The sequence below is a fragment of the Paenibacillus sp. BT-177 genome, from assembly GCF_025846815.2.
Lineage (GTDB): Bacteria > Bacillota > Bacilli > Paenibacillales > Paenibacillaceae > Paenibacillus > Paenibacillus polymyxa_C.
Window position 1 is genome coordinate 173,680 of sequence record NZ_JAOYTP010000004.1, and the last position, 13,605, is coordinate 187,284.

Below are 13,605 nucleotides of genomic sequence, written 5' to 3' on the forward strand. Positions count from 1 at the left end.
AGCTTACACAAAATCGCGATTTCACTCCATTGACAAATAACGGTGTCTGCCGGGCTGATCTACTAGAAGCTTTTATCGTTGGATCAACCGTCTCCCGGGTGCGCTTCACATCGGATTTCATACCGGCTTCCACCTCTTCCGGCTCGCTGTAATGATACGGTTCCGTTGCTACTCTCCCGTTCCTTGACGTTAATTCCCACCATTATACAAACCTATTTAGTAGAAAGCAACCTTTTATTCCCTCTTCAGAGACTAGTTCTGTATATGTAATTACACTGCCACCAATTCGCGACAGGCTTCAACACAATGACGGCAGGCTTCTGCACAATGTTTGCAATGATTATGGGAATGCTTGCTGCATTCAGCAGCACATACCTCACAGGCTTTGGCACATAGCTCACAGATTTCCTCGGCAAAATCCGTTCCGCGCTGCAACATTTGAGCAGCAAACCCACATATCTCTGCGCATTCCCTGCTCACTCGAATACATTCACGCAGCATAGCTAAATCATATTCCTTCAAACTTGCTACATAGCATACATTGCAAGCGTTCATACATTCCAGGCAAGCATCTACGCATTTTTGGTATGAATGATTCATAATACATTACCTCCTAGTTGTTGATCCTGCTGTACTATTACCCGCTGAACCTTGAAATTAATCATTTGATGTTCGCGCTTTCAACAAAATATACCCAGAAAATCCCGACTTATGTAAGGAAGTGTACTATATTCCAAGGTGCAAGCGCAAGGATATTAATCACATAACCTTTTTAGCCTTCGTTTCTGACTTGCATCCAGTCTGTCATTCCTCTATTGTAAAAAAAGAGTATGCTTAACCACTGATCAAGGAGTGAACATTGTAATGAATATAACATCTGTAGAGGAGCACCGACAGGAATCTCCGCAGCAGGTTAACTGCATGGTCGTAACCGTCTCGGATACACGTACCATGGAAACCGATACTGGGGGACGACTGCTCAAGGAACTACTAAAAACGAATGGGTACAAGGTTGTACGATATGTTATCGTCAAGGACGACTATGAAGGAATCCGGCAGTTGGTAGCCGAAGCTGCGGCACATGAGGACATCGAGGCTGTACTTTTAACAGGTGGTACTGGCATCTCTCCGCGTGATACTACATATGAAGCCGTCTCCTCTCTACTGGATAAGGAACTACCTGGGTTTGGAGAAATCTTCCGTTACTTAAGCTTTGCTGAGGACATTGGATCAGCAGCTATATTAAGTCGGGCTGTAGCGGGCACTGTGGGCCAGACAGCTGTGTTTTCTATGCCTGGCTCCCGCGGAGCCGTTCGTTTGGCAATGGAACGCATTATTGTCCCTGAGCTGCGTCATGTGATGAGAGAAATTTATAAATAAGCTCCTATTTACACATGTGCAGATACAAAAAAGGCACCCCATACATGGATGAGGTGCCTCTTCACATTATTCCTTTTCTTCAACTTCGGGCTGCATGTAGCTGTCAATCAGCTTTTGCTTCAGCTCCCATACCTTCTCACTAAGATTTACGCGATAAATTTCAGGGTTCAGCTTCCGCAAATATTCTGGCCAAAACAGTTTCAACTGTGATGCATGATAGGCACGAATTTCATCCAGTTCAGGAAGCTCGTATACCTTCTGCCCATTTACAAAAATAGGTTCAAGCATCGGTACAGCTTCGTAATTTTCTACATACTTCTTCATATATGGATGCAAAGGGTTAAACAGCTTCAGGCGCTTACCATTACGCGGACGTTCTTCATCCGGGAAAGAAATGTAATCAGCTACAGCTCTCCCTTTCTTCTTATCCACAATACGGTATACATCCTTTTTGCCTGGTGTAGATACTTTTTCCGGGTTACCCGAGATTTTAATCGTCGGCAGCATTTCACCGTCCACTTCCCGCTCAACCAGCTTGTACACTCCACCCAGTGAAGGTTGATCTGAAGCTGTAATCAGCTGTGTTCCTACACCCCACACATCAATACGTGCCCCTTGGGCTTTTAGATTGAAAATCGTATTCTCATCCAAATCGTTGGAAGCTACAATTTGTACGTAATCCAAACCTTCAGCATCCAGCATTTCCCGTGCCTGAATAGATAGATAAGCCAAATCACCGCTATCCAAACGGATGGCATTCATACGCTTTCCTTGACTCTCCAGCATCTTTGCTGTCCGAATCGCATGGGGAACACCGCTCTCCAGCGTGTCAAACGTATCTACCAGTAGCGTAACCTGATCTGGCAAAACCTTCGCATACACGTCGAACGCCTCTTGCTCCGTCATAAAGGTTTGTACCCATGAATGGGCATGTGTCCCTTTTGTCGGAATCCCAAAGTGTTCGCCTGCCAGCATATTAGAAGTCGCATCGAAACCTGCAACATAAGCAGCACGTGCTCCCCAAATAGCTGCATCTGCCTCCTGCGCACGTCGTGTGCCAAATTCGAGCAGTGTATCGTCACTTGCCACCTGTTTGATACGTGATGCTTTTGTCGCAATGAGTGTCTGGTAATTCATAAAATTCAACAATGCCGTCTCGACAAGCTGCGTTTCCATAATGGTTCCTTCAACGCGTACCAGAGGCTCATTCGGAAAAACAAGCGCTCCTTCCTTCATCGAGTGGACCGTTCCGCCAAACTTAAACTGGCGCAATGCCTCCATGAACATGGGATCGTACTTTTCCTCCTGCTCTGACAGATAGCGAATGTCCTCTTCTGTAAACCGCAAGTTTGAAATGTAATTCACAATGCGTTCCAGACCAGCAAACACGGCATATCCATTGCCAAAAGGAAGCTTACGAAAATACGCCTCGAACACAGCTTTACGTTGGTGACTTCCGTTCACCCAATGGGCGTACATCATATTTATCTGATATTTATCTGTATGTAATGCGAGGCTCGTTGACTTCATCGTATCATCCTCTCTGACTGTCCCTGGATTGGTGACGGCATACCGTCTTATCTGCCCAGATTCAGCAATATCCGGCTCTAATTGTTATCGGACATTGGTGCACAATCGTTCAGTTATTTTACATCTTCTGGAGCAAAAGCGTATCTTCAGCCGACCGCACCGTGGCTCCAAGACTTCCCTCAAAATGGCCCAAAGCCCAATCATGTCCCGCCTGATTAAAGCTCGCCACAGCGTCCTTGTATACGGTAATAGCAAAACCTTTGTTGTAAGCATCTACAGCTGTATGCAGCACACATATATCTGTACACACACCAATCAAATGAACTTCCAGAATCCCGCGTTCGCGCAACCTGAGTTCCAGATCCGTACCAGCAAAAGCACTGTACCGTGTTTTATCCAACCAATAGATACGATCACTTTGTTGCTTATAAAGGCTATGGAGTTTACCATACAATTGTCGTCCGTTGGTTCCACGTATATTATGTGGAGGAAACAGCTTACTCTCCGGGTGATAGAGGTCGTTCTCCTCATGTAAATCCACAGCCATGACAACAAAGTCCCCTTGATCCACGTAGGCCTGCGTAATAGCTGTGATCCGTTCATCTAGCTCAATTGCAGGTTGCCCCACAGGCAGACTACCGTCCACAAAATCTTTCGTGTAATCAATAACAATCAGTGCCTTCATCGTACAGTCAGCTCCTTATCATCAAAGTGAGGTTGTACGCTCTATGCGTGACCTATTCCAATAAAAGTTACGTATAGATAGATAAACGCGGTACTCTATCACTAAAGCGATACAACTGGGCCGGTCTTTGTGAATACTGATTGGAACTGAGCGGTTTGCCATTCTCATCCCGCACCTCTTCCAGTATTCCCTGTCTGCTACGAGTCGATGTTATTTTGCGAATAAAATTCGGCTCTTCGAAATCCGGTACGACGCTCTGAATCACCTGATACAATTCACCCAGTGTAAAATGTGGCGGTAAAAACTGCTTGGCTATCGTTGTCTGAAGCATCTGCAACTGAATTTTGCGATAAGCATCAACTATGATATCCCGGTGATCGAACGCCAGCTCCAATTCCTCCAACGCTTCTCGGATCGTAAATAACCCGACCTCAGAAGCATCATCAGCTGCCTGACGTTGCTCCAGCATCCATTCCTCTACCAGTGCAAAAAATGCATGCGATATGATCCACCCACGCGGATCACGGCCTGGCCCACTATATACGCCCAAATACTCCAGATGTCCGCCGTCTACACCGGTTTCCTCTAACAGTTCCCGCTTGGCCGCTCCATATATGGATTCATCTTCTTGACAAAATCCTCCAGGCAATGCCCAGCGTCCTGCAAACGGCCAACTACGGCGCTTGATGAGCATCACTTTTAGCTCACGAATCGGCAGTGTCTTTGTTACCGTCTTGCGCTCACGCTTCGTTAAAGTAAACATTACGATATCCGCCGGAGCACCATCCGGGGTACGGTATTTCTTAATGTTATAAGACGCCTTCTGCGCCTCTTCGTTTATACGATTGCTATCCATTGGCATCACCATATTATATCGTTTTGATAAATTCATTATGACATAATAAAAATTTTTGTCAAGCGTCAGGCCTTGCTTGAATCACTTGCTTGTTGACGCAATACTCGGAAGGTTGCTGTAGCTGTACAACCGAGTGTACCTTCACTATCCCTCACTTCTGCCTGAGTGGTTATGGTGCGGCCTCCCTGATGAAGAATCCGTGCCTTAACCTCCAGTCGTCCTTGTCTCATGGCTGACAAGAAATGAACATTCAGATTCGTTGTTACACATGAATCCATATTTCGTGAAGCCATACTGACCATCCCCATCGCCTGATCCATCAATGAAGTGAGCACACCTCCATGTACAATCCCCATCACATTGGTATGGTGTTGTTTGGCCTCCAAAGCGATATGTGCCTCGTTAGCATCAGCTGTAATCAGTTCACATCCTAAATACTCCCAAAAGGTATTATCTTCACCCTCTAGCATCTTACGCAACTTATCCATTCCCTCGCTTCCATCCCTTCTATGATGTCCCAATTCTTTTGGTGTCTCATGAACATATACGATGACTAATTGCTTCCGAAAAAAAGGCGTGGAAGCTAAGCCTCCACACCATAAATCTTATTCTAGTCACTGCAATTAGAGGAGGAAGTGATCTTTCCCTCTTCTACGTTCACCTTTTCAGCAACGGTATCACGGATGGCCGTGATCACCATTTGCAGCAGCTCATTAATTTCCACCTGGCTCTGCTGAAACTCCGTTACAATCGGAATACCGTCAAGCTCTTCCTGTAGCTCCTGAAGTTCAGCCTCTATTTTGGCAATCATTTTTTGATTCTTTAAAGATTCAAATGCTACGATTTCCTTTTGCTTCTTCTTCATCGTTGCAATCAGTTGCTGGATGCGCTCATGATCCTGAATCTTTTCTTCTGCTTTCCGAAACACCTGTACTTCCTCACTGCTGCCCAGAATACCCGCCAACTCTTTGGCCTTTGCCAATATCATATCGCGATTGACCAAATGATCATGCTGGCGCGCCGCCGATTGAAGTTCTGTTTGTTGCAACCGCTCCTCTGTCATTGTCCATCGCTCCTTTTCTCACTTAGATGGTCTTGCATGCAGCCCTTTAATCAGACCGCATGCAGGCCGCTAGACTATTCTTTTTATCCGTTAACCGCTACTGGCGTTTGAACCAAGTCACCTTTAATGTAGAAGGTCATAGGCTCTGTAATTTTTACTTGGACAAAGGAACCAATCAGGTCCTTAGAACCTTCAAAATGAACCAGCTTATTGGAACGAGTCCGACCAGCAAGCACTTTGCTGTCATTTTTACTCTCGCCTTCCACCAGCACTTCAACCACCTCGCCACGCAATCGACTATTAAAGCGAAGGCTGTTTTGATTCACAGCAATGTTCAGACGCCGGAGACGCTCTTTTTTGACCGACATAGGCACATTATCTTCCATCGAAGCCGCTGGCGTACCTTCACGTGGTGAATAAATAAATGTGTAGGCAAAGTCATAGCCCACTTCACGCACCAGAGATAGTGTATCTTCGAACTGTTCGTCTGTTTCACCCGGGAAACCTACGATAATATCTGTTGTCAGAGAAACATGCGGAACAGCCGCTTTTATCTTCGCTGCCAGCTCCAAAACACGCTCACGAGTATATTTTCGGTTCATTTTCTTCAATATATCCGTATTACCGGATTGTACAGGCAGATGAATATGCTCCACCAGATTGCCACCCTTACCAAGCACTTCAACCAAATGGTCGTCAAAATCACGCGGATGTGAGGTCGTAAAACGTACACGCGGAATATTGATTTTGCGCATATCATCCATCAGATCCCCAAATCTGTAATTCATATCTTTCAAATCCTTGCCATAGGCATTGACATTCTGACCCAGCAGGGTAATCTCTTTAAATCCTTGACGGGCCAAATCCCGTACCTCAGCAATAACATCCTCTGGCCGACGACTTCTTTCCTTACCACGTGTGAAAGGAACGATGCAATAAGTGCAAAACTTATCACAGCCATACATGATGTTTACCCAAGCCCGCATACCCTCACGCTTCTTCGGCAGGTTTTCGATAATGTCGCCCTCCTTGGACCACACTTCAACCACCATTTCTTTGCTAAAGAGGGCTTCCTTGACAAGCTGAGGCAAACGATGAATATTATGGGTACCAAAGATCATATCAACAAAACCGTGTTTTTGCATAATCCGGTTCACAACATTCTCTTCCTGCGACATGCAGCCACACACACCGAGCAGCAGTCCCGGCTTTTCTGTTTTGAGATGCTTGAGGTGACCCAGCTCACCAAACACTTTATCTTCTGCATTTTCACGGATAGCGCAAGTGTTCAGTAAAATGATATCTGCTTCCTTCCGATCCTCGGTTGCCTGGTAGCCCATTTGCTCCAGCAAGCCTTTGATTGTTTCAGAATCATGCTCATTCATCTGGCAACCGAATGTATATACGATATAATGCTTGCCCTCACCGATATGCTTTAGCTCGTCCGGGACTGCGTTATCATACAATACCTGTACGTCCTCTTTACCACGCTGCTTTTCTTTCCTATGGTTTGGCTCCGCCATAATGTTGATTTCACGTCCACGAATACGAATCTTTTTGCTATGCTCATCTTCAGAAATAATCTTCGCATCCGAGAAATCAAAATATTTGGAGTAATCTTTTGTTTCCTTAGCCATTCCCTGGTCACTCCTTACACCATCTATTTCACGAGCTCATTTGTGATTTTACTGTATCTTTAGACATTGGTTATTTTATTTTAGCTCCAAAAAAACCTTTGAAAAAGGCATTACACTAAATTATAGCATGATTTATAGACCATAGCCATAGATCATCCCCGGATACGATTCAGATGCAGTGTGATGCTAAAGTTTTTATGTTTATAGGTAAGGATTTGTGTATGTATAGCATATAAAAAAGCCCGACTCTTTTGCAAGAATCGGACTTTTACAACTTGTGTATCAAATACGTGTATTAGTCTACGATTTCAGCAGTGTCACCGTTTTTCACACCGGCTCCGTTCGCTTCATCCGTGTCAATATGCATATCCAAAGCAAAAGAATCGGACACACGTGCAAGAACATTTTCAAATACAAGGCCACGTTCGCCGCCTACACGTACTTTCAGCAACTGCTTGTCTTTAATGTCCCACTTAGCTGCATCAGATGTATGGAAATGAATATGACGGGCTGCTACAATAACGCCCTCTTGCAGTTCCACTTCACCAGCTGGTCCTTTTACTGTAATTCCTGGTGTACCATCAATGCTACCGGATTCGCGTACAGGTGCCTTTACACCAATAGCAAAAGAATCTGTGCGAGAGATTTCCAATTGAGAAGCGGGACGAGCAGGTCCCAAAATGCGAACCTTATCAAATTGGCCCTTAGGACCAATTACAGCTACCGTTTCATTTGCAGCAAATTGTCCTGGTTGGGACAAAGGTTTAAATTCAGTCAATTGATAGCCTGCTCCGAACAAGATTTCAATATGCTCTTGAGTCAGGTGAATATGACGGGCGGAAACGCCGACAGGTACGATTTTAGTCATCGTGTGGTCACTCCTTTTTCTCTATACAATACTTTACACATCTATGCTATTATACTCCTATTTCGACAAGAAAGAAAAGGATAGCACATAAAGTTCCCTTTTTCGCCCTAACCAGCCATACATATCGTCCCTATAAAACTTGGATCAAACCGTCATTTTAGCAAACAGAAGAAAGAAAAGCATGATCGCAGCTACGATGAGATGAGGAACTACAATAAATATATTCAGAATAAACAGGACACAGAGAATTCCAGTTAACAAAAGAATGACTCTGAGACGAGGTTTAAGGTGACTTAATCTGTACTGATGGAATACCAGCAAAACTGACAAAAAATAAATCAAAACAGAAGCAAAAGTAAAGCAAAGTACAAAAGTATAGGCTGCTTGCCCCAAAAATAAGAGCTGTATGGAAGCCGCAAGCATGCTAAGAGAAAGATAAATAAACAAATGACCATAAATAATAGTCTGTCCTGCTGTTTGTTTTGATTTGTCAACGCGCTTCTCTATGTTCTCAAAATATTGCCACCAGATTGCAATGACTAGCACAAATGTCAAAGCAGCAAATACAATGGAGGAGACTGTGAAATGATCGGATTGTAAAACAGAAAGTATACTTATCACTGATTCTCCAAGCAGGATTAAGGTAAACTGTGCAAATCTCTCCAAAAGATGCTCTGTATGGATAGGTGTGATCACCAGCTTTTTACGACCGATCAAAGGAACGAGGATATCCACCGCAATGCCAGTATATAAGATCAAATATCGAACCCACGAGTCGAAGAAAAGGGAGCAGCTAGAGATGACTATCCCAACCCAAAGATAGGTTCCAAAAAATCGAGCTGTTTCCTGTTTGTGAGCTGTTTCTTTGGGGGCCGTAAGTAGATATTGAACGACAGTCAAACCTCTTAAACCAATATAGCCAACAAAAAAAGATACATAATACGCATCAAAATCTACATTAAGGCTGGCAGTCATGATTAACACAAAAAATAATTGCAGGATCATAAACATTCGATGCGTTATACTGTCTTGACCAAAACGATTGTTATAGACAGTTTGCCCCACCCATGCCCACCAGATCGGAATAAAAATCAAAATAAACTTCTCTAAATTATGCCAACCAACACTGCCATGCTCAACATGTAGTAAAACATGAGTCGCCTTGGACACAGCTGCTACAAACAATAAATCATAAAAGAGTTCAAGCCAGGTAACCTTTTTTATCAACATGATGTAACGGAGCTCCCCTCTTGTATGGCGGTATAGCATGGTGCTGTCAGGCTCGCTCCTACGTATGTCCAATTTCGGAAAGCGTTATTTTAGCCCCATGCAATCCTCGGATGCTCCAATTATTTCGTAATCGTTCTCGCTTTGTCAAGAAAATGCTCAGCCGAAAACAACTGCTATATTAAGCTATTTTAAGAAGACATTTTAGATGGCAGATTCGTTCGCAAATAGTCCAGTGCATGTTCTCCCAGCCATCCCTTGACCAGCTCCTCAGAGTAATGCTTCAGCAGTAGTTCTGCAAAAGCCGGATATTTCCCCGCGTGCTCCAGTCCTCGCACATGGGCCTCGATACCATCAAAATCAGAGCCAAACATCAAATGTCTTTCGCCACCTAATGAACAAATGTGCTCAATGTGCGGTAGCAGGTCCTCAGCGTGCACTGTACCCTGCTCTTTCAGAAACATCGTGACAAAGGTCAATCCAATTCGTCCGTTACGGGCGATCAGTGCCCGAATCTGTTCATCTCGCAAGTTGCGGGGATGAGCACATTTCGCAAAGGCGTTCGAATGCGAGGCGATGGGCGGTAAGGCCGCCTCCTCCATCACTTCCCAAAAGCCTTGTACGGACAAGTGTGATACATCTAGCAGCAGTCCCATACTATTACAGCGATGAACCAAATCACGTCCCTTGCGGGTCAAGCCGCCTTCTCTAAGCTCCATAATACCGTCAGCAGCCCAATTTGCATAATTCCATGTCAGACCGATCAATCGTATTCCCATGGCATAGCATACATCCGCATAAAACGGATTTCCTTCCAGCGCATCTACCCCTTCGAGTGAGAGTAACGCCCAAGGTGGCTCTGTACGATTCGTCCCACTCTCATACCCATTCGTCATCTTCCCTGCTTGCTTCTCTACGCCTGTATGCTGTACTTGCTCCACTTGACGTATAGCGGACGTATTTTTGAGTGCTGCCAAGTCCTCTCTCCACAGTAGAGGTTTTAACCCGCCTGAGCTAGAGGTAACATGCTGCCTGAACAGTTCAATTTGACGAACCACATGCTCAAATCTTGGCGTGCCCAATACCTGTGATATATAAATAGCGAACGTTTGCAATCTTACGTTGCCTTCTAGCAAACGCTCTTTTGTGACATCAAGTGATGAATGACTGAAATCCACCTGCGAATCGAGCTGCATTTTACATAACACATCACAGTGCAGGTCAACAACTGGCCAATTCGCTTCAAACTTATCATTCATGCACCATACCTCCATTGGATTAAAGCCCACAAATTTATTTTGAAAACATAATGACTAAACCACAAAGCAAAAAAGCCCGTTTACAAAACGTAAACAGGCTCAGGCAACTTCCATTTATTATCTTGGTTCTACAATCAATTTGATTGCAGTCCGATCTTCTCCGTCAATAACAATGTCTGTAAAAGCAGGAATACAAATCAAATCCACTCCGCTTGGTGCGACAAATCCCCGGGCAATGGCTACCGCTTTAATGGCTTGGTTTAGTGCACCCGCTCCAATCGCCTGTAATTCTGCATTTCCGCGTTCACGCAGTACTCCTGCGAGTGCGCCTGCAACTGAATTGGGATTGGATTTTGCTGATACTTTTAATACATCCATAGTAAGTACCTCCCCTGGGAATGATGATGGTTTGATTCCACTATTAGATGTTATTCGAGGGTCAGCAAAAAATTCCTGCTTTTTGGTGACAGTTTTCCTTATTCTTTCCTTAAGTAGCTCACAACAAAGTTAATCCATCCGCCATTCGTCTTCTTTAAGTCTGATTTTCTCAATTTTGCGGGCTTTTCCATCGTGATCATTGAGCTCTACGCTGATGGCATGAAAGTGCCATTTGCCCATGTCCACTTGAAAGCGTACCGGAAGCTGGGTCTGAAATTTCTGTAATACAGCCTCTTTCTGCATACCAAGCACGCCCTCATAAGGACCTACCATTCCCGCATCTGTCTGATACGCAGTTCCTTGTGGCAAAATCGTATCGTCATTACTTTGTACGTGTGTATGTGTCCCTACCACAATTGAAGCACGTCCATCCAGATGCCAGCCCATAGCAATTTTTTCGGAGGTGGCTTCAGCGTGAAAATCTACTAGAATATGTTTATGTTTTTTGCGCAACTCGTCTACAATTTCATCTGCTGCACGAAATGGACAGTCAATAGCTGGTAAAAAGGTTCTACCTTGCAGGTTAACAATGGCTAGCTCCTTACCCCCACCTTTTACAACAGTATAACCCCGGCCTGGTGTACCTGGTGGAAAGTTAGCCGGACGGATGATCCGCGGCTCATCATCTATAAAATCAAATATTTCCTTATTGTCCCATGTATGATTCCCCATCGTAATTCCATGAACGCCCCAATCAAAAAACTCTCTGGCGATGGCTTGAGTAATTCCTCTTCCCGAAGCTGCATTTTCTCCGTTCACGATAATAACATGCGGGTTGTATTTTGATTTTAGCGAAGGGAGATTCTCCCTCAGTGCCTTTCTGCCTACACTGCCGACGATGTCTCCAATAAATAATACGTTGATAGAAAACCCTCCCTAGTCTGCCTTACATAATGAAAAGTGGCCCTACAAGCAGCGGCCACTTTTCATTGAAATGCTTTTATTTTGCGTATTCTACCGCACGGGTCTCGCGAATAACGGTAACCTTAATATGTCCTGGATAATCCAGTTCATTCTCAATCGTTTTCGTAATATCGCGAGCCAGTCGGAATGCTTCCGCATCATCAATTTTCTCTGGCTGTACCATGACACGAACTTCGCGTCCAGCTTGAATTGCGTATGATTTTTCAACGCCTTCAAAAGATTCGGAGATGCGTTCGAGCTTCTCAAGACGACGGATGTACGTCTCTAGCGTTTCACGCCGTGCTCCTGGTCTTGCTGCTGACAGGGCATCTGCCGCTCCAACCAGCATGGCGATCACTGAAGTCGCTTCGCAGTCGCCGTGATGTGAAGCAATGCTGTTGATAACGACCGGGTGTTCCTTGTACTTCTTCGCCAGCTCCACGCCAATTTCAACGTGTGATCCTTCCACTTCGTGATCCAGCGCCTTCCCGATGTCATGCAGCAAGCCTGCTCGTCTTGCCAGTACAACGTCCTCGCCCAGTTCCCCGGCCATCAGACCTGTCAAGTATGCAACTTCCATCGAGTGCTTCAATACGTTCTGTCCATAACTCGTACGGAACTTAAGACGTCCCAAGATCTTGATCAAATCCGGATGCAAGCTATGCACACCCACTTCAAAGGTGGCCTGTTCACCATACTCACGGATTCGTTCGTCCACCTCTTTACGGGATTTTTCCACCATCTCTTCAATACGAGCCGGATGTATCCGTCCGTCCGCTACCAGCTTCTCGAGTGCAGTACGCGCAATCTCTCTACGAATCGGATCAAATCCGGACAATATAACAGCTTCCGGCGTATCATCAATAATGAGGTCGATTCCTGTAAGGGTTTCAAGTGCACGGATGTTACGGCCTTCGCGTCCGATAATCCGGCCTTTCATTTCTTCATTCGGCAATGTCACAACAGAAACCGTCGTTTCTGCTACATGATCTGCCGCACAGCGTTGGATGGCCAGTGTGATGATTTCGCGAGACTTTTTATCCGCTTCTTCTTTGGCCTGCTGTTCAATTTCCTTAATCATCTGAGCTGTTTCATGACGAACTTCCTGCTCTACGTTGGTCAGAATAATACTTCTTGCATCCTCCATCGTAAGATTAGAAATACGCTCCAACTCAGTTACCTGGCTCTTGTAAATCAAATCAATTTGCTGCTGGGTTTCATCGATTCGTTTCTCTTTGTTGGCCACTTGTTCTTCTTTGCGTTCCAGCGATTCCAATTTTTTATCCAGCGATTCTTCTTTTTGCAGCAATCTTCGTTCCTGTCGTTGAATTTCATTGCGACGTTCACGAGTTTCTTTTTCAGCTTCGGCACGGATGCGATGAATTTCATCTTTCGCTTCCAATACCGTTTCCTTCTTCAGCGCTTCTGCCTCTTTTTTCGCGTTCTCCACGATTTGCGCGGCAGCTTCTTCCGCACTGGAGATCTTAGCTTCTGCAATAGATTTGCGAATAAAATAACCAATCCCGAACCCAAAGAATAACGCGGCTACAGCAACGAGAACGAACCAGATCGCAGTCATCATACTGTTCACCTCCCCGTTGGTTCCTCCAAGGCATTCCTTGGGACTTTTTGAAATTGTCACATTTACTTTGATCGTCAAACTAAGATAACGACTCAAGGTCGCTTCATTTCATATGCACATGCTTTCACACGTACAATTCCGCCTGGCATAGCGGCATCACTTGTTATTTGGCGATGA

Annotated in this window: 14 protein-coding genes and 1 other annotated feature (1 of these 15 only partly in view); of the genes, 1 reads left to right on the forward strand and 13 read right to left on the reverse strand. The window is 44.9% G+C overall.

Translation table 11 applies throughout. The features are described from left to right. Nucleotides 1–193: a binding site (T-box leader), on the reverse strand (it extends 66 nt beyond the left edge of the window). 77 nt (nt 194–270) lie between these two features. Beyond that, on the reverse strand, nt 271–600 hold the full coding sequence (locus OIU26_RS14310) for a four-helix bundle copper-binding protein (protein ID WP_264217216.1): 330 nt from the start codon (nt 598–600) through the stop codon (nt 271–273). A 264-nt stretch (nt 601–864) separates the two neighbouring features. Here OIU26_RS14310 and OIU26_RS14315 point away from each other — a divergent pair, with 264 nt between their 5' ends. Continuing rightward, nucleotides 865–1,380 (forward strand): MogA/MoaB family molybdenum cofactor biosynthesis protein, encoded by a 516-nt coding sequence (locus tag OIU26_RS14315; RefSeq protein WP_264217217.1) that lies wholly within the window; start codon nt 865–867, stop codon nt 1,378–1,380. A 66-nt stretch (nt 1,381–1,446) separates the two neighbouring features. Here the strand turns inward: OIU26_RS14315 and OIU26_RS14320 are convergent, their stop codons facing one another. The 12 genes from OIU26_RS14320 to rny form a co-directional block, all read right to left on the reverse strand. Then, nucleotides 1,447–2,910, reverse strand: a complete 1,464-nt coding sequence (locus OIU26_RS14320) for a nicotinate phosphoribosyltransferase (RefSeq protein WP_025679787.1) — start codon at nt 2,908–2,910, stop codon at nt 1,447–1,449. Between the two features lie 118 nt (nt 2,911–3,028). Next, nucleotides 3,029–3,595, reverse strand: coding sequence for an isochorismatase family cysteine hydrolase (locus OIU26_RS14325; protein ID WP_264217218.1), 567 nt, complete (start codon nt 3,593–3,595; stop codon nt 3,029–3,031). A 67-nt stretch (nt 3,596–3,662) separates the two neighbouring features. Next, nucleotides 3,663–4,451: an NUDIX domain-containing protein gene (locus OIU26_RS14330; RefSeq protein WP_013370763.1), complete on the reverse strand. Its 789-nt coding sequence runs from the start codon at nt 4,449–4,451 to the stop codon at nt 3,663–3,665. A 65-nt stretch (nt 4,452–4,516) separates the two neighbouring features. Beyond that, on the reverse strand, nt 4,517–4,939 hold the full coding sequence (locus OIU26_RS14335) for a PaaI family thioesterase (protein ID WP_264217219.1): 423 nt from the start codon (nt 4,937–4,939) through the stop codon (nt 4,517–4,519). Between the two features lie 122 nt (nt 4,940–5,061). Continuing rightward, nucleotides 5,062–5,514: a RicAFT regulatory complex protein RicA family protein gene (locus OIU26_RS14340; RefSeq protein ID WP_058710509.1), complete on the reverse strand. Its 453-nt coding sequence runs from the start codon at nt 5,512–5,514 to the stop codon at nt 5,062–5,064. 83 nt (nt 5,515–5,597) lie between these two features. After that, the gene (gene miaB, locus OIU26_RS14345; RefSeq protein ID WP_025679783.1) at nt 5,598–7,151 is read right to left on the reverse strand and encodes a tRNA (N6-isopentenyl adenosine(37)-C2)-methylthiotransferase MiaB; all 1,554 of its coding nucleotides are present in this window, start codon (nt 7,149–7,151) and stop codon (nt 5,598–5,600) included. 295 nt (nt 7,152–7,446) lie between these two features. Then, entirely contained in the window at nt 7,447–8,019 is a 573-nt protein-coding gene (gene pduL, locus OIU26_RS14350; protein ID WP_016821010.1) for a phosphate propanoyltransferase, read from the reverse strand. Between the two features lie 144 nt (nt 8,020–8,163). Further along, entirely contained in the window at nt 8,164–9,249 is a 1,086-nt protein-coding gene (locus OIU26_RS14355; protein WP_264217220.1) for a low temperature requirement protein A, read from the reverse strand. A gap of 188 nt (nt 9,250–9,437) precedes the next feature. Continuing rightward, a complete protein-coding gene (locus tag OIU26_RS14360) occupies nt 9,438–10,505 on the reverse strand; it encodes a dipeptidase (RefSeq protein ID WP_064963089.1) in 1,068 nt (355 codons plus the stop codon). 117 nt (nt 10,506–10,622) lie between these two features. Further along, on the reverse strand, nt 10,623–10,883 hold the full coding sequence (locus tag OIU26_RS14365) for a stage V sporulation protein S (protein ID WP_007430104.1): 261 nt from the start codon (nt 10,881–10,883) through the stop codon (nt 10,623–10,625). A gap of 129 nt (nt 10,884–11,012) precedes the next feature. Next, the gene (locus tag OIU26_RS14370; RefSeq protein WP_165080178.1) at nt 11,013–11,807 is read right to left on the reverse strand and encodes a TIGR00282 family metallophosphoesterase; all 795 of its coding nucleotides are present in this window, start codon (nt 11,805–11,807) and stop codon (nt 11,013–11,015) included. Nucleotides 11,808–11,883: 76 nt separating this feature from the next. Further along, nucleotides 11,884–13,428 (reverse strand): ribonuclease Y, encoded by a 1,545-nt coding sequence (rny, locus tag OIU26_RS14375; protein WP_013309958.1) that lies wholly within the window; start codon nt 13,426–13,428, stop codon nt 11,884–11,886. Between the last annotated feature and the right edge of the window lie 177 nt (nt 13,429–13,605).